The sequence below is a fragment of the Actinacidiphila acididurans genome, assembly GCF_016918855.1.
In the GTDB taxonomy this organism is placed as follows: Bacteria; Actinomycetota; Actinomycetes; order Streptomycetales; family Streptomycetaceae; genus Actinacidiphila; species Actinacidiphila acididurans.
On sequence record NZ_JADKYB010000004.1, the window covers coordinates 294,727 to 318,714 of the forward strand.

General features: G+C 73.5%; 17 protein-coding genes and 1 riboswitch. Of the genes, 8 read left to right on the forward strand and 9 right to left on the reverse strand.

Going from position 1 to position 23,988, the window contains the following annotated elements; all coding sequences use genetic code 11:
• Positions 1 to 23: 23 nt before the first annotated feature.
• From sucC to ITX44_RS09105, 4 genes are all read right to left on the reverse strand, one after another.
• Complete coding sequence (gene sucC, locus ITX44_RS09090; RefSeq protein WP_205356554.1) at positions 24 to 1,196, reverse strand: ADP-forming succinate--CoA ligase subunit beta; 1,173 nt, start codon at positions 1,194 to 1,196, stop codon at positions 24 to 26.
• 317 nt (positions 1,197 to 1,513) lie between these two features.
• Positions 1,514 to 2,674, reverse strand: a complete 1,161-nt coding sequence (locus ITX44_RS09095; protein ID WP_205356555.1) for a VWA domain-containing protein — start codon at positions 2,672 to 2,674, stop codon at positions 1,514 to 1,516.
• The gene (locus ITX44_RS09100; RefSeq protein WP_236060273.1) at positions 2,658 to 5,222 is read right to left on the reverse strand and encodes a DUF5682 family protein; all 2,565 of its coding nucleotides are present in this window, start codon (positions 5,220 to 5,222) and stop codon (positions 2,658 to 2,660) included. Before ITX44_RS09100 ends, ITX44_RS09095 begins: the two co-directional genes overlap by 17 nt.
• On the reverse strand, positions 5,219 to 6,391 hold the full coding sequence (locus tag ITX44_RS09105) for an ATP-binding protein (protein ID WP_236060274.1): 1,173 nt from the start codon (positions 6,389 to 6,391) through the stop codon (positions 5,219 to 5,221). Before ITX44_RS09105 ends, ITX44_RS09100 begins: the two co-directional genes overlap by 4 nt.
• A gap of 195 nt (positions 6,392 to 6,586) precedes the next feature.
• Between ITX44_RS09105 and ITX44_RS09110 the strand changes: the two genes are divergently transcribed.
• Entirely contained in the window at positions 6,587 to 7,930 is a 1,344-nt protein-coding gene (locus ITX44_RS09110) for an SWIM zinc finger family protein (RefSeq protein ID WP_205356556.1), read from the forward strand.
• 92 nt (positions 7,931 to 8,022) lie between these two features.
• The gene (locus tag ITX44_RS09115; RefSeq protein WP_205356557.1) at positions 8,023 to 9,609 is read left to right on the forward strand and encodes a DUF5691 domain-containing protein; all 1,587 of its coding nucleotides are present in this window, start codon (positions 8,023 to 8,025) and stop codon (positions 9,607 to 9,609) included.
• A 468-nt stretch (positions 9,610 to 10,077) separates the two neighbouring features.
• Here ITX44_RS09115 and icmB read toward each other — a convergent pair whose 3' ends face one another.
• Entirely contained in the window at positions 10,078 to 10,491 is a 414-nt protein-coding gene (gene icmB / locus ITX44_RS09120) for a coenzyme B12-dependent isobutyryl CoA mutase small subunit (RefSeq protein WP_205356558.1), read from the reverse strand.
• Positions 10,492 to 10,856: 365 nt separating this feature from the next.
• Between icmB and ITX44_RS09125 the strand changes: the two genes are divergently transcribed.
• Complete coding sequence (locus ITX44_RS09125) at positions 10,857 to 11,882, forward strand: lipase family alpha/beta hydrolase (protein WP_205356559.1); 1,026 nt, start codon at positions 10,857 to 10,859, stop codon at positions 11,880 to 11,882.
• 139 nt (positions 11,883 to 12,021) lie between these two features.
• Positions 12,022 to 13,587 carry a M23 family metallopeptidase gene (locus ITX44_RS42580; protein ID WP_307795182.1) on the forward strand — a complete coding sequence of 522 codons (1,566 nt, stop codon included), beginning with the start codon at positions 12,022 to 12,024 and terminating at the stop codon, positions 13,585 to 13,587.
• A 187-nt stretch (positions 13,588 to 13,774) separates the two neighbouring features.
• Here ITX44_RS42580 and pcrA read toward each other — a convergent pair whose 3' ends face one another.
• Positions 13,775 to 16,243, reverse strand: coding sequence for a DNA helicase PcrA (pcrA, locus tag ITX44_RS09135; protein WP_205356560.1), 2,469 nt, complete (start codon positions 16,241 to 16,243; stop codon positions 13,775 to 13,777).
• A 270-nt stretch (positions 16,244 to 16,513) separates the two neighbouring features.
• Between pcrA and ITX44_RS09140 the strand changes: the two genes are divergently transcribed.
• Both ITX44_RS09140 and ITX44_RS09145 read left to right on the forward strand, forming a co-directional pair.
• On the forward strand, positions 16,514 to 17,704 hold the full coding sequence (locus tag ITX44_RS09140; protein ID WP_205356561.1) for a C40 family peptidase: 1,191 nt from the start codon (positions 16,514 to 16,516) through the stop codon (positions 17,702 to 17,704).
• A gap of 247 nt (positions 17,705 to 17,951) precedes the next feature.
• Positions 17,952 to 18,106: riboswitch (cyclic di-AMP (ydaO/yuaA leader) on the forward strand.
• Positions 18,107 to 18,113: 7 nt separating this feature from the next.
• Positions 18,114 to 19,217 (forward strand): C40 family peptidase, encoded by a 1,104-nt coding sequence (locus tag ITX44_RS09145; RefSeq protein WP_205356562.1) that lies wholly within the window; start codon positions 18,114 to 18,116, stop codon positions 19,215 to 19,217.
• An 88-nt stretch (positions 19,218 to 19,305) separates the two neighbouring features.
• On the opposite strand, the gene ITX44_RS09150 is transcribed toward ITX44_RS09145, so the two are convergent.
• Positions 19,306 to 19,818 (reverse strand): DUF2231 domain-containing protein, encoded by a 513-nt coding sequence (locus ITX44_RS09150; protein WP_307795183.1) that lies wholly within the window; start codon positions 19,816 to 19,818, stop codon positions 19,306 to 19,308.
• A gap of 206 nt (positions 19,819 to 20,024) precedes the next feature.
• On the opposite strand from ITX44_RS09150, the gene ITX44_RS09155 reads away from it, so the two are divergent.
• On the forward strand, positions 20,025 to 20,348 hold the full coding sequence (locus ITX44_RS09155; protein WP_205356564.1) for a hypothetical protein: 324 nt from the start codon (positions 20,025 to 20,027) through the stop codon (positions 20,346 to 20,348).
• A gap of 76 nt (positions 20,349 to 20,424) precedes the next feature.
• Here the strand turns inward: ITX44_RS09155 and ITX44_RS09160 are convergent, their stop codons facing one another.
• Both ITX44_RS09160 and ITX44_RS09165 read right to left on the reverse strand, forming a co-directional pair.
• Entirely contained in the window at positions 20,425 to 21,150 is a 726-nt protein-coding gene (locus tag ITX44_RS09160; RefSeq protein WP_205356565.1) for a LuxR C-terminal-related transcriptional regulator, read from the reverse strand.
• On the reverse strand, positions 21,147 to 22,454 hold the full coding sequence (locus ITX44_RS09165) for an ATP-binding protein (protein ID WP_205356566.1): 1,308 nt from the start codon (positions 22,452 to 22,454) through the stop codon (positions 21,147 to 21,149). The genes ITX44_RS09160 and ITX44_RS09165 overlap by 4 nt, the downstream gene beginning before the upstream one ends.
• Before the next feature lie 198 nt (positions 22,455 to 22,652).
• On the opposite strand from ITX44_RS09165, the gene ITX44_RS09170 reads away from it, so the two are divergent.
• On the forward strand, positions 22,653 to 23,930 hold the full coding sequence (locus tag ITX44_RS09170; RefSeq protein ID WP_205356567.1) for a PspC domain-containing protein: 1,278 nt from the start codon (positions 22,653 to 22,655) through the stop codon (positions 23,928 to 23,930).
• Positions 23,931 to 23,988 lie beyond the last annotated feature (58 nt).

The following is a 23,988-nucleotide window of genomic DNA, read 5'->3' on the forward strand; positions in this document are numbered from 1 at the left end:
TTGTGTCTGTCCTCGTCCCTTGCTTACTTCGCGGCCAGCTCGGCGGCGCGCTCGGCGGCGCCGTCCATGGTGTCCACCTGCTCGACCAGCGGGTGGTTCGCCTGGTTGAGGATGCGGCGCCCCTCCTCGGCGTTGTTGCCGTCCAGGCGGACGACCAGCGGCTTGGTGACCTCCTCGCCCTTGGACTTCAGCAGCTCCAGGGCCTGCACGATGCCGTTGGCCACCGCGTCGCAGGCGGTGATGCCGCCGAAGACGTTGACGAAGACGGACCGGACGTCCGGGTCGCCCAGGATGATCTCCAGGCCGTTGGCCATGACCTCGGCGGAGGCACCGCCGCCGATGTCCAGGAAGTTCGCGGGCTTGACGCCGCCGTGGCCCTCACCGGCGTACGCGACCACGTCGAGGGTGCTCATGACCAGGCCCGCGCCGTTGCCGATGATGCCGACCTGGCCGTCGAGCTTGACGTAGTTCAGGCCCTTGGCCTTGGCGGCGGCCTCCAGCGGGTTGGCGGCGGCCTTGTCCTCCAGCGCCTCGTGCTCGGGCTGGCGGAAGTCGGCGTTGGCGTCCAGCGAGACCTTGCCGTCCAGCGCGATGATCTTGCCGTCGGCGGTCTTGACCAGCGGGTTCACCTCGACCAGCAGGGCGTCTTCCTTGATGAAGACGGTCCAGAGCTGCTGGAGGACGTCCGCGACCTGGTCGGCGACCTCGGCCGGGAACTTGGCGGCGGCCACGATCTCGGCGGCCTTCTCCGGGGTCACGCCGTCCAGGGCGTCCACCGGGATGCGCGCCAGGGCGTCCGGGTTCTCCTCGGCGACGATCTCGATCTCCACGCCGCCCTGGACGGAGGCCATGGCCAGGAAGGTGCGGTTGGCCCGGTCGAGGAGGAAGGAGACGTAGTACTCCTCCTTGATGTCCGCGGTCTGGGCCAGCATCACCTTGTGGACCGTGTGGCCCTTGATGTCCATCCCGAGGATGGCCTCGGCCTTGGCGACCGCGTCGTCCGGGTCCGCGGCGAGCTTCACGCCGCCGGCCTTGCCCCGGCCTCCCGTCTTGACCTGCGCCTTGACGACCGCCCGGCCGCCGAGTCGCTCCGCCACCGCGCGCGCCGCCTCGGGCGTGTCGATGACTTCACCGGCAAGCACCGGTACCCCGTGCTTGGCGAAGATGTCCCTCGCCTGGTACTCGAACAGGTCCACGGGCGTCCGTCTCCCTTTTTCCCTGGTGTTCCCTGGATTTCCCTGGTGGAGGACGTCTCGGGCGGCTGCCGCCGGAAGTGTGCAGTGCCGCCAGATCCGCCTGGGCGTGCCGCTACGGGCAGGGCGACTGCACTGTCACAAGGGAAGCGCACACGGTGACCGAGTACGCGGCATGTCCGTCTTGCAGGTTATCGCCGTCGGTCGTGGGCTCCTAAATCGCGGATCACTTGTGGGCGGTGAGAACGGTCACAAACGTGTCCCTGACATCGGTCCGGGCTCGGCTGCCTGTCATGGGCATGTGCCGCAGTCACTTGTCGTCACTTGTCCGGGACCGGCAGCGGGCGCTTCTCGATGGCCGCGGCCATGACGTCGGGGAACAGGTCGGGTGTGCAGGCGAAGGCGGGGGCGCCCAGTGCGGCGAGCGCTGCCGCGTGCTCCCGGTCGTACGCCGGCGCGCCCTCGTCCGACAGCGCGAGCAGCGCCACGAACTGCACCCCGGACGCCTTCATCGCCGCCACCCGCTTGAGCATCTCGTCACGTATGCCGCCCTCGTACAGGTCGCTGATCAGCACGACGACGGTCTCGGCGGGCCGGGTGATCAACGACTGGCAGTACGCCAGGGCGCGGTTGATGTCGGTGCCGCCGCCGAGCTGGGTGCCGAACAGCACGTCCACCGGGTCGTCCAGCTGCTCGGTCAGGTCCACCACCGCGGTGTCGAAGACCACCAGCTTGGTGTCGATCGACCGCATCGAGGCGAGCACGGCGCCGAAGACCGAGGCGTAGACCACGGAGGCGGCCATCGAGCCCGACTGGTCGATGCACAGCACGACGTCCTTCTTCACCGCCCGGTCCGCGCGGCCGTAGCCGATCAGGCGTTCGGGGACGACCGTGCCGTGCTCGGGCAGGTAGTGCTTGAGGTTGGCCCGTATCGTGCGGTCCCAGTCGATGTCGCGGTGGCGGGGGCGGTTCACCTTGGCACTGCGGTCCAGAGCGCCGGTGAGGGTGGCCCGGGTGCGGGTGGCCAGCTTCTTCTCCAGGTCGTCGACCACCTTGCGGACCACTGCCCGCGCGGTCTCCTTGGTGGTCTCGGGCATCGCCTTGTTCAGCGACAGCAGGGTGCCGACCAGGTGGACGTCCGCCTCCACGGCCTCCAGCATCTCCGGCTCCAGCAGCAGCGCGGACAGCCCGAGCCGGTCGATGGCGTCGCGCTGCATGACCTGCACCACGGAGCTGGGGAAATACGTCCTGATGTCCCCGAGCCACCGCGCGACCTGCGGCGCCGAGCCGCCCAGCCCCGCCGACCGCTCGGCACCGCGGGGGCCGCCCGCCTCGCCCGATCCGTACAGCGCGGTGAGCGTACGGTCCATCGCCGCGTCCCGCCCGCTCAGCTCCCAGCCCGTGCCCGCTCCGGCGCCGCCGTCCCCGGCCGCGCCGAGCACCAGCCGCCAGCGGCGCAGCCGCTCATCGGGGTCCGTCATCGTCCGTGCCTCCAGGGGTGCCGGGGGCGACGTCCGTCGTCCCGGGTTCGGTCGGGGTCGCGCCGGGTGTGCCGTCGGCGGGGGTGCGGTCGGTGGCCGTGGCCAGGTCGGTGGTCGTGGTGGTGCCGAGCAGGAGGCGTACGGTGTGGGCCGCCGCCTGCGCGCGGGCCGCGTCCAGGCCGGGGCCGAAGCCGGGCAGGCCCGCCTCCGCCGTGCCCGCGGGCCGGGTGCCGCGGGCCGGGCCGCGGCGCACCAGCTCGCCCACGGTCCGCCGCACTCCCGGCTCGAAGTCGGCGAACGTCCGCCGCAGCAGCGGCAGCACATCCGTGAACGCCTCCCCGCTCACCCCCGTCAGCCACCCGTCGACCAGGGCGAGCAGCCGCTCGTCGTGGACCAGCAGCATGCCGCCGCCGGCGAGGAAGCCCTCGATCCACGCTGCGGCCTCGCCGGGCGCGGTCCCGGGCGACAGCGCGAGGCCCATCAGCCGCGCCGCCTCCCCTGCCCCGAGCCGCCCCTCGTCCAGCAGCAGCCGCGCGGCGGCGCCCCGGAGCAGCCCGGGCACGGAGCCGTCCCGCTCGGCCAAGTTCCGCAGCACCCCGGCCCACCGCTCCCGCAGTTCCGTCACGGACGCGGCCGACTCGGGCGAACCCGGGCCCCGGGTCCCGGCCGGCTCGGGGCGGGCGGCGGGGAGGAGGGCGATCGCGCGGTGGACCTCGTCGAGGTGCTTGCGCATGGCCGCCGCCGCGTCCGCGTCCAGGCCGACGCAGGCCGGGGGAAAGCCGACGCATATGCGCTGGGCCAGGCCCTCCGCGACCCGGGCCAGGGCGGCGGAGTCGGTGCCGCGCACGTCGCCGTAGCGGACCGCGCGGACCAGGGCGGGCAGGGCCGCGGCGAGGTGGGCGACGTCCGCGTCCAGGGCGGCGCGGTCGGCCAGCACCCGCATCACCGTGGGCAGCGCGCCGGACAGCCCGGCCAGCAGGCACTGCTCGGCCACCGCGGTCACCTCGGCGAGGACGGCGGAGTCCACGGCCGCGTCCTCGGCGCGGGCGGTCGCCGCCGCCTCCACGGTGGTGCCCCAGATGCCGGCCTCGGCGACGCGTATCGCCGCCTCGGGCTCCCACCGCAGCCGCCAGGTCTCGCGGAAGGTGCCCTTGCCGCCGCGTCCGGCGACCGGCTGGCCCCAGTCGATCCGCAGCAGCCGCAGCCGGTGCAGCAGGCGGCTGCGGTCCGCGTCGGTGTCCTTGCGCAGGTCGAGTTCCAGCTCGCGTTCCAGCGCCTCGGGCTTCAGGCGCAGCCGCCGCTGCTCGCGGGCCAGGTCGCGGGCGAGCGGCACCGCGGGCGCGTCCGGCGGGACCTCGCCGAGCACGTCCCCGACGACCAGCCGGTCCTGTATCAGGGTCAGCGGCACGTCCGAGCCGTCGCACATCACCGCCCTTATCGCGTCCGTGGTCTCGCCGAGCCCGGCCAGCGGGCGGCCGCGCATCACCGCGAGCGCGTCGGCGAGCCGTACCGCCTCGATGACGTGCGCCGACGACACCGGCAGGTCCTCGTCCCGGAGCAGGCCGGCCACCTTGGTCATCCAGCGCGCGACCGGCCGGTCGGGCGCGGTGAACAGGTGCCGGTACCAGCCCGGCGAGGTGATCCCCGCGCCGTATCCGCCGGCCCGGGCCAGCCGGCGGTGGGTCCAGGGCACCCAGGTGGTCTCCACCTTCGCCTTGGGCAGGCCCTTGAGGAGCCGGCGGTCCGCCGCGGCGGCCGTGCGGGTCGCCAGCGCCGGGACGTGCCAGGCGCCGCAGACCACCGCCGTGCGCTCGTACGCCTTGCGGGCCTCGCGGATGCGCAGCCGCATGTGCGCCTCGCGCGGCAGGTCCTGCGGGTACCCGCCGTCGCCGTAGGTCTCCCGGATCGCGGCCATCGCCTCGGCGACCGCCTGGAACGGGGCGAGCGCGTCCCCGTCGCCCTCCGCCCGGTGCTCCACGGCGTCCTCCCACCAGCGCTCCGGGTCGTCGTACCCGGCGGTCCTGGCGAGCACGGCCAGCGGGTCGATCCGTACGGATACCGCCTCGGCCGCGGGGTCCGGTCCCTCGCCCGGCGCCGCTCCCGGCCCGGCGTCCCCGGAGTCCGGCGCGCGGTCGGGGTCCGGGCCGCCGTCCCGCACCGGGCCCTCCCCCGGGGCCGGTGCGGCGTCCGGGGCGCCGTCACCGGCCGGGGGCCCGGCGTCCTCACGGGCCAGGGAGTGGGCGGCCGGCAGGTCGATGAAGCGCACCTCGGCGCCCGCCTTGGCGGCCCACCGCATCGCCACCCACTCCGGGGAGAACTCGGCGAACGGCCAGAAGGCGGCCCGGGCCGGGTCGTCCACCACGTGCGCGAGCAGCGCGACCGGCGGGCGCATCGCCGGGTCGGCGGCCAGCGCGGTAAGGGCGTCGGCCTCCGGCGGGCCCTCGATGAGCACGGCTTGCGGCCGGTAGGCGTCCAGCGCGGCCCGCACCGCCCGGGCCGAACCGGGGCCGTGGTGGCGCACGCCGAGCAGGAGCAGGTCGTCCGTCATGCCGACACCTCGCGGCAGGCGCGGTAGAAGTCCTTCCATCCCTCGCGCTCGCGCACGACGGTCTCCAGATACTCCTGCCAGATGACCCGGTCGGCGGCCGGGTCGCGGACCACCGCGCCGAGGATGCCGGCGGCCACGTCCCCGGCGCGCAGCACCCCGTCGCCGAAGTGGGCGGCCAGCGCCAGGCCGTTGGTGATCACCGAGATCGCCTCGGCCGTGGACAGCGTGCCCGAGGGGGACTTGAGCTTGGTGCGGCCGTCCTCGGTGACGCCGGCCCGCAACTCGCGGAAGACGGTGACGACCCGGCGGATCTCGTCGGCGCCGCGCGGCGCGGCGGGCAGCTCCAGGCCGCGGCCGATCTGGTCGACCCGCCGGGAGACGATGTCCACCTCGTCGTCCGCGCTGGCGGGCAGCGGCAGCACCACCGTGTTGAAGCGGCGGCGCAGCGCGCTGGACAGGTCGTTGACCCCGCGGTCGCGGTCGTTGGCGGTCGCGATCAGGTTGAAGCCGCGCACGGCCTGGGTCTCGGTGCCCAGTTCCGGTATCGGCAGCGTCTTCTCGGACAGGATGGTGATCAAGGTGTCCTGCACGTCGGCCGGAATCCGGGTCAGCTCCTCGACCCGGGCGATCCGGCCCTCGGCCATCGCGCGCATGACGGGGCTGTGCACCAGCGCGGCCGGGGTCGGGCCGTGGGTGAGGAGCTGCGCGTAGTTCCACCCGTAGCGGATCGCCTCCTCCGGGGTGCCCGCGGTGCCCTGCACGAGCAGCGTCGAGTCGCCGCTGATCGCGGCGGCCAGGTGCTCGGAGACCCAGGTCTTCGCGGTGCCCGGCACGCCGAGCAGCAGCAGCGCGCGGTCGGTGGCGAGGGTGGTGACGGCCACCTCGACGATCCGCCGCGGGCCCACGTACTTGGGGGTGATCACGGTGCCGTCCGGCAGGGTGCCGCCCATCAGATACGTGGCGACGGCCCACGGCGAGAGCTTCCACCGGGCCGGGCGGACGCGGTCGTCCGCGGCGGCCAGCGCGGCGAGTTCACCGGCGAAGGCGTCCTCGGCGTGCGGGCGCAGCGCCTGGTCCCGACCGGGCTCCCGGCCCTGCTCGTGCCCCTGCTCCCGGTCCTGGCCCGGGTCGGTCGTCGTGCCGAGGCCGGCACCGGTCGTTTCGGACATGGTTCTCCCCCATCGCGTGAGTGCGTAGACAAGTGACGACGAATGAAAAGGCCTGCCAAGGCATGGGAACGGCCTGTGCACGGGCCCCTCGGTCCGTGCTGAATCCACCATGCACCACCCCTCTGACAATCGGTCACCGAGCGCGATCTGTGCAGGTCAGGGCGATTGTCAGAGGGGGGTCCTACCTTCGTGGGCATGGAGACGGAAGCACGGTGGACGGCTGATCAGGTGCTCGCGCTCGCGCCTGACGCCGCATCGAGAAAAGCGGGCGCGCGCCTCGCGACGCCCGCGCCGTGGACCGGCACGGGGGTGGCCGGACGCACGGTGTGGGGGTCGTGCAAGGGCAGCGGGAGCCGGCCGTACCAGACCGCGGTCGACCTGGCCGGGCCGGCGTTCCGCTGCACCTGCCCGAGCCGCAAGTTCCCGTGCAAGCACGCGCTGGGCCTGCTGCTGCTGTGGGCCGAGGGGGAGTCGGGTCCGATCACGGCGGACACCGAGCCGGACTGGGTGGAGCAGTGGACCGCTGCACGGCGGAAGAAGGCCGAGGAAGCGGCCGCGAAGGAACCGAAGGCAGCGGCGGGCCCGGCGGACCCGGACGCGGCGCGCAAGCGGGCCGAGCGGCGGGCGGTGCGGGTCGAGGGCGGCGCCGCCGAACTGGAGCAGCGGCTGACCGACCTGCTGCGCGGCGGCCTGGCCGGCGCGGACCGGGCCGGCTACCAGCAGTGGGACGAGGTCGCGGCCCGCATGGTCGACGCGCAGGCGCCCGGGCTCGCCTCGCGCGTACGGGAGTTGGGGGCGCTGCCGGCCACCGGCGGGGACTGGCCGTCGCGGATGCTGGAGGAGACCGCGCTGCTGCACCTGCTGGCCCGCGGCTTCCTCGGCCGCGAACGGCTGCCGGGCCCGCTCGCGGAGACCGTGCGTACCCGGATCGGCTTCACCGTCGACACCGCGGAGGTGCTGGCGGGGCCCACCGTGCGCGGCCAGTGGCTGGTGCTGGCGCAGTACGACACGGCGGACGACCGGCTGACCACCCGCCGGATCTGGCTGCACGACGAGGGCGCCGGACGGTTCGCCCTGCTGCTGTCCTTCGGCGCGGCGGGCCGGGCACCCGAACTCGCCCTCGCGGTGGGCACCGTGATGGACGCGGAACTGGCCTACCACCCGGCCGCGCTCCCGCTGCGGGCCGCCCTGGGCCCGCGCCACGACATCGGCCGGCCCGTGCGAATCCCGGCCGGCACCGCGACCGGCCAGGCGCTGGCCGCATACGGCTCCGCCCTGGCCGACGACCCCTGGCTGGACGCCTTCCCAGTCCTGCTCGGCCCGGTCGTCCCCCTCCCCGGCCCGGACCGCTGGCAGCTCGCCGACGCCCACTCGGACGACGCGATCCCGGTCGCCGGCATGGGCCCCTCCGCCGCCCTGTGGCGCCTCGCCGCGGTCTCCGGCGGCCACCCGCTCACGGTCTTCGGCGAACTCGGCCCCACCGGCATACGCCCGCTCACGGCATGGACCGACGGCTCACCGGAGCCGATAGCCCTCTGACGGGGGTTCAGACGGCGGCAGACGCTCTCCCGGCAGGGGCCCGGGCGGCCACGGCAAGGCGACAGCGACGGACGGCAGGCGTGGGGGAAACGATGGACGTGACGTGGGACGACCTGGTGGGCAGCGCCCTGCTGGGGACGGAGCGGCGACGGCCGCCCGGAGTGGTCGGGGACGCCGAGGAAGCGGCGGCGGGGCTGCTGGACGCGGCGGCCGCCGGGGTGGTGCGGCGGCGGGCGGGGCTGCGCCCGGGGATCGCCGGGCAGCGGCCGAAGCCGGCTCCGGCGGACCGGCGCCCGCCGTTGCCGGAGGCCGCGCGGCGGCGGCTGGCGATGCTGCTGGCGGACCGTACGGGGGACGGTGCGCGTGGCGGGCGCAGGGGGGCGGCGCCGAATCTGACGGAGTTGCTGCCGCAGTGGCTGGGCGCGGCCCGGGCGGAGGGCTACGCGGCGCCGCCGGAGTTGCTGCCGGCGCTGCTGGACGCTGCCCGCGCCCGGACCGACCTGCGGCCCGACGCCCTTGCGCTGGCCGGCCCGCGCGGGCTGTGGCTGGCCGGGCTGAACCCGGACTGGAAGTTCGCGCTGCGCGCCGGCCCGGCAGGGGCGGCGCCGGGCACGGCCGGCGGCGAGGACCCGGAGACGGCACGGCGGCTGTGGGAGGAGGGGCTGTTCGCCGAGCGGGTGGCCCTGCTCACGCGGATGCGGCTGGCCGAGCCGGCCGCGGCCCTGGAACTGCTGGACTCGACCTGGCGCGGTGAGCGGGCCGAGGACCGGCTGATGTTCCTGGACTCCCTGCGCACCGGGCTCGGCCCGGCGGACGAGCCGTTCCTGGAGGAGGCGCTGTCGGACCGCAGCCGCAACGTACGGGCCACGGCCGCGGAGTTGCTGTCCGCCCTGCCCGGCTCCGCGCTGGCCGGACGCATGGCGGCGCGGGCCCGGGCCTGCGTACGGCTCGGCCCGGACGGGATCACCGTCGAGGCGCCGCACGCCTGCGACGCGGAGATGGAACGCGACGGGGTGGCCCGCAAGCCGCCCAGCGGGCGGGGTGAACGGGCCTGGTGGCTGGGCCAATTGGTGGACGCGGCACCGCTTTCCGCCTGGCCGGAGCACTTCGGGGGGCGCAGCCCGGAGCAGATCATCGCACTGCCCGTGCCGGACGACTGGCAGGCGGACCTGCACGCGGCCTGGTGCAGGGCTGCCGTGCGGCAGCGCGATCCGCAGTGGGCGCGGGCCCTGCTCGGGCCGCCGCCGGCCGCCTCCGCACCCGTCGCGGCGGTCGGCGACCCGGCAAAATTGCTGGCGATATTGCCGGTGGACGAGCGCGCGGAATGGGTCGCCGAGTTCATCGGGACGCACGGGTTGTCGGAGGCCTTCCAAATGCTCGGCGTCTGCGCGGTGCCTTGGGCCGGCCGCCTCGGCCGGGCGGTCATCGATGCCCTTGATATGGCCCGGGACGTGGGCAGCTATCCCTGGAGCTTCAGCGGCGTCATGGGCCTGGCCGAGCGCTGCCTCGACCCTGCGGTGGCCGAGCAGGTCGCCCTGCTCAGCGCCACGGCCGAGGATGCGCCCGACGGCGCGCCCGGCGCCACCGCGTACTGGTCCGAGGCCTTCCAGCGCCTCACCAGCACCCTCCGGCTCCGCCGGTTGATGCTCGCCGAACTCCGCCCCGGTTCGCCGGGTTGACCCGACCCCCGCCTGGCGGCGGGCGGTACGCCGGGAGTGCCCCGGGCTGCGGCTGCGCCGCGGGGCTCCCCGGGGGTACCCCGCGCACAGGGGCTGTTGCGGTTGTGCCCGGGCCACCGGCCGCATGTAGTTGCTCGCGCAGTTCCCCGCGCCCCTACGGGGCGCTCCCGGCGTGCCCCCGGCCGCGGGCGTGCCCCCGTCCCGGGGGCGTCGAGCGGTTCGCCGCGAAAACCAAGGGGCGCGGGGCTGCATCTGATATGCGGCTGGCGCCGCGCGGGCGCGACAAGCCCATCACCGGGCCGCAGGTCGCCACCGGCTCAAAGGGGCTGTTGCGGTTGTGCCCGGGCCACCGGCCGCATGTAGTTGCTCGCGCAGTTCCCCGCGCCCCTGAGTGTGCCGCCGATGGCAGGCGGTGCCCCCGCCCCGGGGGGCGTATCCCGGGCGAACCGGCCCGCCGTCAGGGCGGGGCTAGACGTCGGCGGTGGGGCGGAGGTGGGCGTTGACCCAAGTGACAACGTCACCCGTGGGGGTGCCGGGAGTGAAGATCGCGGCGACACCGAGGTCCTTGAGGGGCTGGATGTCGGCCTCGGGGATGATGCCGCCACCGAAGACTTTGATGTCGGCGGCGTCGCGTTCCCGGAGGAGTTCGATGACCTTGGCGAAGAGGGTCATGTGGGCACCGGAGAGGATGGACAGGCCGATCGCGTCGGCGTCCTCCTGAATGGCGGTGTCGACCACCTGTTCGGGGGTTTGGTGCAGCCCGGTGTAGATGACCTCCACACCGGCGTCGCGCAGCGCACGGGCGATGACCTTGGCCCCGCGATCGTGGCCGTCGAGACCCGGCTTGGCGATGACCACACGGATCGGTCCGGACACTCCCATCACTGCCTCCATGGATACGGCCCGGGGGCCGGGGATTCGGGCCCGCCGCACTGGCGGGCGTCACTCCACAGTGTGAACGAACGTTATCGCCCGCGCCCGTACGGCGTCAGTTTTACCGGTCGCACCGAGGGGGAAATCACACAGTGGGACACATTCACCAGAGGTCGGGCCCGCCGGACCGTCCCGGCGAGGGACACGCCGGGGCGGCGGCCGGGCCCGGACACGTTCCGCAGGAGCCGCTGCCAGGACGCCGCATCTCCGCGCTCGCAGCCGCAGGGCGCGGCGATGCGGCCTCCGCTCCGGCTCCCGCCGAGGGTGCCGCCCGGTCGGAGCCGACCCCGTGGCGCCGTGACGGGAGGTGGGTCATGGCCACCCAGTCATCGCACGACCGGTCCTCGCACGGCCGGCCGGCGCACGACCAGTCCCCGCATGATCATTCCCAGCCCCGCCGTTCCCCGCACGACCAGCCGTCCGCCGCCGACCAGGGGGACCGCCCCGGCGAAAGTCCCCGGGGCTACCTGGCCTGGGGCAAGCACGGCGCCGACCTGGTCAGGGTGACCGCCATCGACCTGGCCGTCCTCGCCGGCCACATGCTGCTCTACCCGACCGGGATACTCCCCGAGCGCGTGCCGTCACCCTCCGCACCCGCCGACGACCCCACCGACAGTCCTGCCGAAAACCGCACCGGACACCCCGCCGAAAACCCCGGCAGCGACCAGGAACAGCGACCCGCCGCCCCGGCCACGGGCCCGCCCGACGGCCGGCCGCACCCGCCGGTCCTGCTGCTGCACGGCTTCGTGGACAACCGTTCGGCGTTCACCCTGCTGCGCCGTTCCCTGCAGCGGCACGGCTGGCCCCGGGTGCAGGCGCTCAACTACTCGCCGCTGACGAACGACATCCGCACCGCCGCCCGCCTGCTGGGCCCGCACATCGAACGGATCTGCGAGCAGTCCGGCCACCGCAGGGTGGACATCGTGGCGCACAGCCTGGGCGGCCTGATCGCCCGCTACTACGTGCAGTGCCTCGGCGGTGACAGCCGGGTACGCACCCTGATCACCCTGGGCACCCCGCACGCGGGCACCCGGGCCGTGCCCGCCCTGGCCCCGCATCCGCTGGCCCGGCAGATGCGCCCGGGATCGGAGGTGCTGGAGGAGCTGGCCGGGCCCGCGAAGGGCTGCCGGACCCGGTTCGTGGCGTTCTGGAGCGACCTGGACCAGTTCATGATCCCCGCCGGCGCCGCCTGCCTGACCCACCCCGACCTGATGTCCCAGAACATCGCGGTCCGCGGCATCGGCCACCTGTCCCTGCCGGTGCACGGCACGGTGGCCGCCGAGATACGCCGGACCCTCGCCTACGGCGGCCCGATGCGGGGCGCGGCGGACGCCGCATAACGGGCACATAACGGTCGAATATCAACCGAACACCGACCCCAGCGCACGCAAGGTCACCGCCAAAGATTGTCGGCGCCCCACAGGGGCAGCTACAGTCGCCGCTAATTCTCCTGCTGCCTAGGCGAAAGAGAAGCTGGCGGTGAACGAACGGCACGCGTCGGGATACGCCCCCGATTACGACGCCTACGGGTACGACGCCTATTCCTCGGGCTCCTACCCGACCGTCGGCACCGGCATCGCGTACGAGCAGTACGGCGACCCGTACGCCCAGAGCGGCGGCTACGACCCGTACGAGCAGACGACCGCCGGCGGCGGCCAGGACTACGCGTACGGCTACGGATACGCCACCGGCTACGGCACCGGGCAGGACCAGACGGGCACGTACGCGCTGTACGACCCGTACGCGTACGGCGGCGGGACCGGCGCCGGCGCGGCCACCGGGCAGTCCGCCGGCGTGCAGCAGCAGGCGGCCGGGACGCCGTACTACGAGACCGGCACCTACGACGCGAGCGCCTGGACCGGCGTCGTCCCGCAGCAGCAGACCGGGACGCACACCGGCCACGAGCCGCAGCAGGACTGGGACTCCGGCGGCTACCCGGTGTACGGCCAGGGGTACGGCTACGGCTACGGGTACGACGCAAGCGGCGACACGGGCATGTTCGAGCAGGTGGCGTACGCCGCCGGGCCCGGGACCGGGTACGAGCAGGACCTCACCGCCGAGTTCGGCACCCATTCCGGCGGCCACACGGGCTACGAGCCGCAGAGCGCCCAGGACCCGTCGACGGCCCTGATGGACCCGGTGACGGACACCGGCCTCGCGGCGGAGGCGGACCCCGCGACGGACTTCACCGCCTTCACCGCCTTCCCCGACGACCTCGCCCACGACGGTGCCCCCGAGGACATCGAGGCGCGGCACGACTACGCGGCCGACGGCCCGGCGGGCGACGACGGCATGGCGGCCCGCAGCCGGCGCCGTAAACCGGCCAAGCGCTCGGCGCTGCTCACCATCGCGGTGCCGTCGGTGGCCGTGATGGGCGTCGCCGCGGTGGGCGCGGCGGCCGTCGGCGGGGTCGGCGTGGCGCAGGGCTCGAACAAAGCGCAGGCGGACGGCCCGGACGCGGCGGCCACCACCGCCACCGGCAACGCGCCCACCACGCAGCTCGACCGCCAGCTCAGCGGGGTCAGCCGCCAGGCCGACGACTTCGCCACCCGGGCCAGCCGCACCCAGGAACGTATCGACCTCAAGGACCGGCAGGCCGCGGCGGCCAAGGCCCGGGCCGAGGCGGCGGCCCGCGCGGAGGCCCTGCGGCCCAAGTTCGTGCTGCCGGTCACCCAGAAGGGCCTGAGCGCCTACTTCGGGCAGGCCGGCGAGCACTGGATGATGCTGCACACCGGCATCGACTTCCCCGTGCAGGTCGGCACCCCGGTGATGGCCGCGACCGACGGCACGGTGCGCACGCAGTGGAACCCGTCGTACGGGAACATGGCCATAGTCACGGCGCCCGATGGCACCGAGACCTGGTACTGCCACCTGAGCAGCACCAAGATCCGCAGCGGCAAGGTGCAGGCCGGCACGGTCATCGCGTACTCCGGGAACACCGGCAACACCACCGGCCCGCACCTGCACTTCGAGGTACGGCCCGGCGGGGGATCGCCCATCGACCCGCTGCCCTGGCTGCTGGCCCACGGCCTGGACCCGCGCTAGCCGGACGCACAGCAGTCGGACCCGCGACAGCCCGGATCCGAAGCGCCCGGGCCCGAAGCCGGCGGGACCCGAGCCGCCGGGCCGCACCGATCGCGCGCCGTTCAAGCGCCAATAATGCGCCGAGCGGCCCGAGCCCCAAGGCCCGAGCCGCCCCTCCAACGGCCCCCGCGCTGCCCGGCGGACCCGCTCAGAGCTTCTCCACCGGCGCGTACCGCAGCAGAAGCTGCTTGGGCCGGTCGTCCCCGAAGTCGATGGTCGCCTTCTCGTCGCCCGGCCGGCCGCTGACCGCGATGACCGTGCCCAGCCCGAACTGGTCGTGGGTGACGCGGTCGCCGACCGCCAGCGAGATGACTGGGCGGTCACCGGCGCGACGGGTGGCGAAGGCGGAGGGACCGGATCGGCCGCGCGCGGCGATCGAGGAGGACAGCGAGGCCGCCGCCCTGGAGCCCGCGCTGGAGCCGGACGTCCCGGCGGCCACGGACGTCGGGGACGAGCCGGTGCGCCGCCACTGCACGAGCGGCTCCGGGATCTCCTCCAGGAACCGGGACGGCGGGTTGTAGGCGGGCTGTCCCCAGGCGCTGCGCATGACCGAGCGGGTCAGGTAGAGGCGTTCGCGGGCCCGGGTGATGCCGACGTAGGCCAGCCGGCGCTCCTCCTCCAGTTCGGTGACCTGGCCGAGCGCCCGCATGTGCGGGAAGACCCCGTCCTCCAGGCCGGTGAGGAACACCACCGGGAACTCCAGGCCCTTGGCGGTGTGCAGGGTCATCAAGGTGATCACCCCGCCGTTGTCCTCCTCGTCGTCCGGGATCTCGTCGGAGTCGGCGACCAGCGCGACCCGCTCCAGGAAGTCGGCCAGTGTGCCCGGCTCCCCCTCGGCGCGCTCCTGCTCGAACTCCAGGGCCACCGCGGCGAGTTCCTGGAGGTTCTCCACCCGGGTCTCGTCCTGCGGGTCGGTGGACGCCTGCAACTCGGCCAAGTAGCCGGTGCGTTCGAGCACCGCTTCCAGGACCACGGCGGGTCCCGCGCCGGACTCCACGACCGTACGCAGCTCCTCCAGCAGCGTGTTGAACCGCTTGACCGCGTTCGCCGAGCGGGCCGCCATGCCGTACGCCTCGTCCACCCGCCGCAGCGCCTGCGCGAAGGAGATCCGCTCGCGGGCGGACAGCGCGTCGATCATCGCCTCCGCGCGCTCGCCGATGCCGCGCTTGGGCACGTTCAGGATCCGGCGCAGCGGCACCGCGTCCTCGGGGTTGGCCAGCACCCGCAGGTACGCCAGCACGTCGCGGACCTCGCGCCGCTCGTAGAAGCGGACGCCGCCGACGACCTTGTACGGCAGCCCGACCCGGATGAAGACCTCTTCGAAGACCCGGGACTGGGCGTTGGTGCGGTAGAAGACGGCCACGTCGCCGGGGCGGGCCTGGCCGGCGTCGGTGAGCCGGTCGATCTCGTCCGCGACGTACTGCGCCTCGTCGTGCTCCTGGTCGGCGACGTAGCCGACGATCTCCGGGCCTGCGCCGGACTCGGTCCACAGGTTCTTGGCGCGGCGGCTGGCGTTGCGCTCGATGACGGCGTTGGCGGCCGACAGGATGGTCTGGGTGGAGCGGTAGTTCTGCTCCAGCAGGATGGTGCGGGCCTGCGGGTAGTCCTCCTCGAACTGGAGGATGTTGCGGATGGTGGCGCCGCGGAAGGCGTAGATCGACTGGTCCGCGTCACCGACCACGCACAGCTCCGCCGCGTCGTCGCCGGTGCCGACCAGCTCGCGGACCAGGGTGTACTGGGCGTGGTTGGTGTCCTGGTACTCGTCGACCAGGACGTGCCGGAACCGCCGCCGGTAGTGCTCGGCGACGTCGGGGAACGCCTGGAGCAGGTTGACGGTGGTCATGATGATGTCGTCGAAGTCCAGGGCGTTGGCCTCGCGCAGCCGCGACTGGTAGAGCGCGTACGCCTCGGCGAGCTTCTTCTCGAACGGGTTCTCCGCCTGGCCGGCGAAGGTCTCCTCGTCGATCAGCTCGTTCTTCAGGTTGGAGACCTTGGCGCTGAAGGACTTGGGCGGGAACTGCTTGGGGTCCAGCTCCAGGTCCCGGCACACCAGCGCCATCAGCCGCTTGGAGTCGGCGGCGTCGTAGATCGAGAACGACGACGTGAAGCCGAGGTGCTTGGACTCGCGACGCAGGATGCGGACGCAGGCGCTGTGGAAGGTGGACACCCACATGGCGTTCGCGCGCGGGCCGACGAGTTGCTCGACCCGCTCCTTCATCTCGCCGGCCGCCTTGTTGGTGAAGGTGATGGCCAGGATCGAGCCGGGGTGCACGTGCCGGGCGGCCAGCAGGTGGGCAATCCGGTGGGTGAGCACGCGGGTCTTGCCGGAGCCGGCCCCGGCCACGATGAGCAGCGGCCCCCCGGCGTGGACCACTGCGGCGGCCTGCTGCTCGTTCAGCCCGTCCAGGAGCTGTTGCGGGTCGAGGGCGGGGCGCGGGGCGCCGTCGCGGTAGTACGCGTCCCGTGGCGGACCGTCGAAGCGGTCGCCGAACAGGCCCTCCGGTACATCGTCGGGCCGGTCCTCCTCCTCGGGCGGCGGCGGGGGTTCCGCAGCGTCGCGGGCCCCCCGGGACGTGTCCAGCCCGGCCAGGAAGTGTTCGTCAAAGAGGCTGCTCATCGCCTCCCGAGTCTAGGCCGCCGCACCGACATCGAACCCGCGGTTCGCCCGGACCGCCCCGACCGGGCGGCCGGGGCCGCGGGCCGGACCCTGCGTGTGCCGCCGCGGTCACCACGGGTGACCGGAACACCGTCTTTGTATGGCAACCGCAAAAGATTACGAAAAGGTATCGGTGCTTATCGGACACCGGCCTTCCCCCGGCCGAGAGCGTCCGGCTAGCGTGCGGCGGCACAAGCGTCCGAAAGGGCGTCCGAAAGGAGCCACTCCCCCATGGCGACGCACCGTAAGGCCCGTACCGCGCTGCTCAGCACCACCGGACCCCGCGCGGCGGTCGGCCTGACCACTGCCGCTCTAGCCACAGTGACCTTGTTCGGCGAGAGCGCCAGTGCCTCTCCTGCCCCGACCCGGCCCGCCCAGCCCTCGATCACCGAGGTGAAGGCGAAGGTCGACACCCTGATGCACCAGGCCGAGGTGGCCACCGAGCAGTACAACGGCGTCAAGCAGCAGACGAACCAGCAGTCCGTGAAGGTCAACAAGCTGCTGGACGCCGCCGCCCGCAAGACGCAGGCGCTCATCGACGCCCGGCAGACGCTCGGCCTGTACGCGGCGGCGCAGTACCGGGGCGGCGGTGACGACAGCACCGGCCGTTACCTGCTCTCCGCGAACCCGCAGGACCTCGCCGACCAGACGCACTTGACGAACGTGCTGGCCGACCGGCAGAAGCAGGCCGTCGAGTCGTACCGGGTGGCGCAGGCCGCGGCCACCCAGCAGCGCATCGAGGCGGCCAAGAGCCTCAACCAGCTCACCGCCCAGCAGGCCCGGCTCAAGACGGCCAAGGCGACCGTGCAGAGCAAGCTCTCCGAGGCGCAGCACCTGCTCAACAGCCTGACCGCGCAGGAGAAGGCGCGCCTGGCCGCGCTGCGGGCCCAGCAGGAGGCGGCGGCGAAGGCGGCCGCGCAGAAGCTGGCCGCGGAGATCGCCGCCAAGCAGAAGGCCGCCCAGGAAGCCGCGGCCAAGGCGGCCGCCGCCGGCAGCGGTACGAGTACGCAGGGCGGCACCTCGACACCGGTCGGCGGTTCGACCGGCTCCGGCGGCTCCTCGTCCTCTTCGTCCACGGCGGCCGAAAAGGCCATCGCCTTCGCCCGGGCGCAGCTCGGCAAGCCCTACGTGTGGGGCGCGACCGGCCCGGACTCCTTCGACTGCTCGGGGCTGACCCAGGCGGCGTACAAGGCGGCCGGAATCGACCTGCCGCGCACCACCTGGGACCAGGTCAACGTCGGCACCCGGGTGTCGGAGACCGACCTGCAGCCCGGCGACCTGGTCTTCTTCTTCAGTGACATCAGCCACGTGGGCCTCTACATAGGAAACGGCGACATCATCCACGCGCCGCACACCGGCACGGTGGTCAAGATCGCGCCGGTCACGGAGATGCCGTTCTACGCGGCGGTCCGTCCTTATTGAGAAGCTTTCGGACCGATTCGGGCCGACACCGTCCGATCCCGTCGGATCTCATCCGATCCTGTCCGTCTCTGTCCGGTTCAGCCGTTCCGTCCAGTCCGCACCACAGAGCACCGCAATATCCTGCACAACGAGTAAGATCACAACTCGATTTCGGTCACATTGCGATCCAAACTTCCCAAGCCTCCCAACACTTGACTACGGTAGCCCGCTAGGTGACGCGCTCCCCGCCGGTGACAGCGCCGGCAGCACGTCACCTCCGCTTAATCCGGCCGGCGGCCGGAGCCGGGGACCCACCAGCACGTTGGGGTGAATCGGACAGACGCCCGCAAGGCGTCCGACCGTAGGGCAGCCTTCCCAGCCCGAACCCGTCAGCTAACCCGGTCAGCGGTCCACGGAAGGAGTCGCCTCCTTGGCGTCGCACCGCAAGCCGCGTCCATCCATACTCGCCACGACCGCCCCGCGCGCGGCGGTCGGAGTCACCGCAGCGGCACTGGCGTCGGTCACCCTGCTCAGCGAGACCGCGAACGCGGCGCCCGCCCAGCCGTCGATCTCCCAGGTCAAGGCGCAGATCGACACGCTCAACCAGCAGGCGGAGGTGGCCACCCAGCAGTACGACCAGGCCACCGAGAAGACGACCACGCAGCGCGCCAAGGCGAACGCACTGCTCCAGCAGGTCGCCCAGAAGACGCAGCAGATGAACGACACGCGCCGGATCCTGGGTCAGTTCGCAACCGCGCAGTACCGCGACGGCGGCCTCGACCAGACCACGCAGCTGTTCTTCTCCGACGACCCGGAGCAGTTCCTCCAGCAGAACCATCTGATGGCCCGCCTGTCCATGACACAGGAGCAGGCCCTTCAGACCTTCAAGACGCAGCAGGAGCAGGCGAACATCCAGCGGGCGCAGGCCACCGCGAGCCTGAACGAGCTGACCGCCGCGCAGAGCAAGCTGGCCGCCGAGAAGAAGAACCTGCGGACCAAGCTGGCCGCGGCGCAGAAGCTGCTCAACAGCCTCACCGCGGCGCAGAAGGCCCGGCTCGCCGCCCTCGAGCACCCGCCGACGCCGTCCGGCGGCTCGTCCTCGGCCTCCTCCTCGTCGTCCTCTTCTTCGTCTTCCTCCTCCGCGTCCTCGTCCTCGGCGGGCTCCAGCTACACCGGGCCGGCCACCGGGCGCGCCGCCGCCGCGATCCAGTTCGCGCTCGCGCAGCGCGGCAAGCCGTACGTCTCCGGTGGCACCGGCCCCAACGCGTACGACTGCTCCGGCCTCACCCAGGCCGCGTACCGCGCCGCGGGCATCAGCATCGGCCGCACCACCTGGGACCAGGTCACGGACGGCGTCGCGGTCTCCGAGTCGGACCTGCGCCCCGGCGACCTCGTCTTCTTCTACTCCGGCATCTCCCACGTCGGCATCTACCTCGGCAACGGCCAGGTGGTCCACGCCCCCCACACCGGGGCCACCGTGGAGATCGCCCCGATGTCCTGGATGCCCTTCGCCGCCGCGCGGCGTATCGCCTGACGGCTCACCGGACGTACCCGAAGGGGCGCGGAGAACGTCACAGTTCCCCGCGCCCCTCGGTTTTCCCGGCGGACCGTACGCCCTGCGCTCAGCCCTTGTGCGGCAGCGGCTTGGAGGAGAAGCCGCCGGTCCAGGCGGCCTTGGCGCCGGAGTCACCTATGCGGTAGACGTCCACGCAGGCGCCGACCGCGACTATGAGGGCGACGACGACGGCCACGCTGCGGAACCAGGTGGTGGAGGTCCAGGCCAGGGAGGACCCGGGGGCGGGCGCGGCGGAGTCGGCGGAGCCCGCCCGGCGGCCGAGCCACCAGAGGGCGGCGGAGACCAGGAACAGGCCGAGCGCCCAGGGCAGCAGGGTGTCGCCGAGTTCGGTGTGCTTGTCGAGCAGCGGGGAGTCGCCGACGCGCTTCTCGAGCCATTCGCCGGCGTGGGTGGTCAGCGGCACCGAGACGAGGCTGACCAGGGCGAGCACGGGGAGCAGCAGGCCGAATCTGCGCGCCCAGCCCGGCCGTACCGCCGCGGCCACCACCCCCAGCGCGGTCAGCGGCACCAGGACCACCACGACGTGGACGAACAGGATGTGGGCAGGCAGCCCATTCACAACAGTCGGACCCATGGAACGCACGCTTCCACACCAACCTCTGAACCGGCTCTGAGCCGTCCGGCCCGGGCCGGCGCACGCCCGGGGCCCGCCCGCCGCACCGCGGCACATCCGGGGCGCATTGGCCGATAGAGGTCCCGCGCCCGGGCCGTGGGGCGTACGGTCTGCTCACGGCCACGGCGGCCGGGACGACAAGGAGGTCGGACATGCGTGCCCTGACGGCGGGTTGGGGGGACTGGCTGTCGGTGTTCGAGGAGCACTACGCCGCCCTCCCCGCGGCGGCGGAGCGCCGGGCGTGCCCCAACTGCGGGGCCGAGCGCCTGCGGCTGGCGTTCACCGGTCTGGAGCCGGAACGTGTCGGGTACGCGGCCTTCTGGTGCGACGACTGCCTGTTCGGCATCCATGTGAGCCGCTGCCAGGTGCCCACCGGCGTGCCGATGGATTCCCTGCACACCCCGGTCGAACTGCGCTCGGTGCGGATCCCCAACTACACGCTGCTCTGGCCCGACGAGGACGAGAGACGAGCCTAGCCCCGACCGGAACAACCGGAACGACAGGAACTACCGGAAGCCCCGCGCCGGGCCGACCCGAAGCCTCGCCAAGCCCTCACACCAGCCGGCGCGCCGTCGCCCACCGGGTCAGCTCGTGCCGGTTGGACAGCTGGAGCTTGCGCAGCACCGCCGAGACGTGCGACTCGACCGTCTTGACCGAGATGAACAGCTGCTTGGCGATCTCCTTGTACGCGTAGCCGCGCGCGATCAGCCGCAGCACCTCGCGCTCGCGCTGGGTGAGCCGGTCCATGTCCTCGTCCACCGGCGGCGCGTCGGTGGAGGCGAAGGCGTCCAGCACGAAGCCGGCCAGCCGCGGCGAGAACACCGCGTCCCCGTCCTTGACCCGGAAGATCGAGGCGATCAGGTCGGGTCCGGTGATGGTCTTGGTGACATAGCCGCGCGCGCCGGCCCGGATCACCCCGATCACGTCCTCGGCGGCGTCGGAGACCGACAGCGCGAGGAACCGTACCGGCTGCTCGGGGTCGGCGGTCAGCGCGGCGCACCGGCGCAGCACCTCGACCCCGCCGCCGCCGGGCAGGTGCACGTCGAGCAGCACCACCTCGGGCCGGGTCGCGGTGACCACCGCCACCGCCTGGTCCACGTCCGCGGCCTCGCCGACGACCTCCACCCCGGTGGTCGCCGTGGCCCCGATCTCGGCCTGCACCCCGGTACGGAACATGCGGTGGTCGTCCACGAGCACCACCCGCACCCGCCGCTCCTCCGGGGCTCCCTCTTCCCGGGCCCCTCCGGTCACGTCAGCCTGGCCCGTGCCGCCGCTCATGCCGCCACCCTCTCCATCTCCAGTTCCACTTCCGTGCCGCCGCCGGGCGCCGGCCGCAGCCGCGCCGAGCCGCCGTTGCGCTGCATGCGGCCGATGATCGACTCCCGCACGCCCATCCGGTCGCCGGGCACCTGGTCGAGGTCGAAGCCGGGTCCGTGGTCGCGGACCGACACGAAGACCCGCCGGCCCTCGACCTCGGCATAGACCTGGACCGGCTCCCCCGCCGCGCTGCCACCGTACTTGGCCGCGTTCACCATGGCCTCGCGGGCCGCCTGCATCTGCGCCACCAGCCCCTCGTCGAGCGGGCAGTCGCCGACGCAGACCACTTCCACCGGCACCCCGTGCAGGTCCTCGACCTCCGCGGCGGCGGCCCGTACCGCGTCGGCCAGGGTGGTCGGCTCGTCGTCGCGGCCGGTGCCCTCGGGACGGTAGAGCCAGGCCCGCAACTCCCGTTCCTGGGCGCGGGCCAGCCGGGACACCTCGCGCGGGTCCTCGGCGTGCTTCTGGATCAGCGTCAGGGTGTGCAGCACCGAGTCGTGGACGTGCGCGGCGACTTCGGCGCGCTCCTGGGCACGTATGCGCATCAGGCGCTCGGCGGACAGGTCCTGGGTCATCCGCACCAGGTACGGGCCGGCGATCAGGGCCACGCCCACCAGGACCGCGAGCGCCGCCTGCAGGATGCCGCCGAGGTGGCTGCCGTTGCCGTGCACCACGATGAAGCCGGTGACGCCGGCCACCACCAGGAACACGCCGGCCGCGGCCCGGGCCAGCGGCCAGAAGCGCTTGCGCTGGCTCATCTCGACCCAGTGGGCCTTGCGGGCGTTGTCCGCCTGCCGCCACACCAGGGCCACGCCCAGGCCGATCACGAGCAGCGGCCACACCGCGCGGTTGGCGGCGCCCAGGTTGAGGTTGTCCACCAGGACGCCGATGCCGACCGCCAGCGCGATCAGCGCGAAGATCTGGCCCTTGTCGGGGCGCTTTCCGGCCAGCCAGGACCGGGCGTCGCGCGGCTCCTTGGCCTCGGCGACCCCGCCGACGCCGAGCGGGACGAAGAACCAGAACAGGGCGTAGAGCAGCACGCCTATGCCCTTGAAGCCGGCGAGCCCGAGGAACAGCACCCGCACCCACAGCACCGGCAGCCCGAGGTGGCCGGCCAGCCCGCGGGCCACGCCGCCCACCCAGCGCCCCTCCGAACTGCGGTACAGCTTGCGCACGTCCGGCTCGGGCGCGGGCTTGAGGAAGGACGCCCCGGACGGCCCGCCCGGTCGCGGCGGCACGCCGGAGGGCGGGGTGCTGGCTGACATAACCCCGATCGTCACACAGCGGCCCGGGCGAGGGCATCAGGGTTGTCCCCCCTGGTTTCCCCGGGGGAAGCCCCCAGGGATCCCCCCAGGGGTGGAGATCAGGGTGGGGTTCAGGGGTGGACGTCAGGGTGCAGATCAGGGACGGGCCAGGGTCGGGGCGGGTGCCGCTCGGGCAGGGCCGGCCGTCACCATGGGCGTATGACGGACGAGCCGAGAGCGGCGGACCAAGCGGCGGCCGCCGGGACCGACGACGCGGCCGGGCGGGACCGGCCGAAGCTGACGCGCGCCCGGGAGCACAAGGTGCTGGCCGGGGTGTGCCAGGGCGGCGGCCGCTACTTCGGGGTGGACCCGGTGATCTTCCGCATCGTGCTGCTGGTGCTCGCGCTGACCGGCGGCATCGGCCTGATCGTCTACGGCATGGGCTGGCTGCTGCTGCCGCAGGACGACGAGCGGGAGAGCGAGGCGCACCGGCTGCTGTCCGGCCGGATCGAGGGCGCCCCGCTGGCCGCCGTCCTGATGGCGCTGGCCGGCTGCGGCCTGTACGCCTCGATGATCGGCAACGGCACCAACCAGGCGTTCTCGCTGATCCTGCTGACCGCCACGGCCGGCGCGGTCTACTGGTCGCAGCGGCGCCACCGGGTGCCTGCGGCCGGGCAGGCCCCGGCGCCCGGCAGCGCGGCGAGCGCCGTGGTGGACGCGCCACCCGCCGTGAAGGCCCCGCCGGAGCCGGGCGGTTCGCCGTCGTGGTGGCGCGAACCGGCTGCGCGCGAACCGTACTTGTGGGGGCCGGACGACGGCCCGTACGGCGACGCGGACCGGGTACGGTGGCGGGCCCGTACCAAGGAGGCCCGCCGCGAGCGGTCCTGGGTGCTGGGCCTGCTCACCTTCCTGCTGGCGGTCGGCGCCGCCTGGGTCGGCGCCGCGGTGGCGTGGCCGGCCGAACCGGCCGCGACCAGCGTGGAGATCGGACTCGCGGCGGCGCTCGGCGTCTTCGGCACCGCCTTCGTGATCGCGTCCTTCGCCGGCCGGGCCCGGGGCGGCACGGTCTTCTTCTCGCTGGTGACGCTGGCCGGGCTCATCGCGGTGGCGACGGTGCCCAAGACCGGGCAGGGGGTGGGCGGCACCACATGGCGCCCGGCCGACGCCGGCGCGGTGCGGGCGACGTACGAGCGCGGCGCCGGCACCGGCACCCTCGACCTGACCGCGCTGAACCTCGACGGCCGCACGGTCGCGGCGCACCTGAACATCGGCGCGGGCCGGGCCGTGGTGCTGCTGCCCCGGAACGCCACCGTACGGCTCGACTACGACCTCGACCTCGGCGAGGTCGTGCTGCCCGGAAAGGCCAACGACGGGGTGGACATCAAGCACGGCCAGCACCGCACGGTCACCTTCGCCCCCGCGCCGGGCACCCTGCCGGGCGGGACCGTCGACCTGCGGGTCACCATCGGCGTCGGCCAGCTCAAGGTGGTGCGGTGATGCGGCGGCACGGGTTCGACCCCGCGGCGCTGGTGATGGGCCTGATCCTGCTCGCCCT

Coding starts and splice junctions, on each gene's coding strand:
- ITX44_RS09095 (WP_205356555.1), bottom strand. CDS start 2,674: ATGACGGACCCCGATGAGCGGCTGCGCCGCTGGCGGCTGGTGCTCGGC.
- ITX44_RS09100 (WP_236060273.1), bottom strand. CDS start 5,222: ATGACGGACGACCTGCTCCTGCTCGGCGTGCGCCACCACGGCCCCGGT.
- ITX44_RS09105 (WP_236060274.1), bottom strand. CDS start 6,391: ATGTCCGAAACGACCGGTGCCGGCCTCGGCACGACGACCGACCCGGGC.
- ITX44_RS09110 (WP_205356556.1), top strand. CDS start 6,587: ATGGAGACGGAAGCACGGTGGACGGCTGATCAGGTGCTCGCGCTCGCG.
- ITX44_RS09115 (WP_205356557.1), top strand. CDS start 8,023: ATGGACGTGACGTGGGACGACCTGGTGGGCAGCGCCCTGCTGGGGACG.
- icmB (WP_205356558.1), bottom strand. CDS start 10,491: ATGGGAGTGTCCGGACCGATCCGTGTGGTCATCGCCAAGCCGGGTCTC.
- ITX44_RS09125 (WP_205356559.1), top strand. CDS start 10,857: ATGGCCACCCAGTCATCGCACGACCGGTCCTCGCACGGCCGGCCGGCG.
- pcrA (WP_205356560.1), bottom strand. CDS start 16,243: ATGAGCAGCCTCTTTGACGAACACTTCCTGGCCGGGCTGGACACGTCC.
- ITX44_RS09140 (WP_205356561.1), top strand. CDS start 16,514: ATGGCGACGCACCGTAAGGCCCGTACCGCGCTGCTCAGCACCACCGGA.
- ITX44_RS09155 (WP_205356564.1), top strand. CDS start 20,025: ATGCGTGCCCTGACGGCGGGTTGGGGGGACTGGCTGTCGGTGTTCGAG.
- ITX44_RS09160 (WP_205356565.1), bottom strand. CDS start 21,150: ATGAGCGGCGGCACGGGCCAGGCTGACGTGACCGGAGGGGCCCGGGAA.
- ITX44_RS09165 (WP_205356566.1), bottom strand. CDS start 22,454: ATGTCAGCCAGCACCCCGCCCTCCGGCGTGCCGCCGCGACCGGGCGGG.
- ITX44_RS09170 (WP_205356567.1), top strand. CDS start 22,653: ATGACGGACGAGCCGAGAGCGGCGGACCAAGCGGCGGCCGCCGGGACC.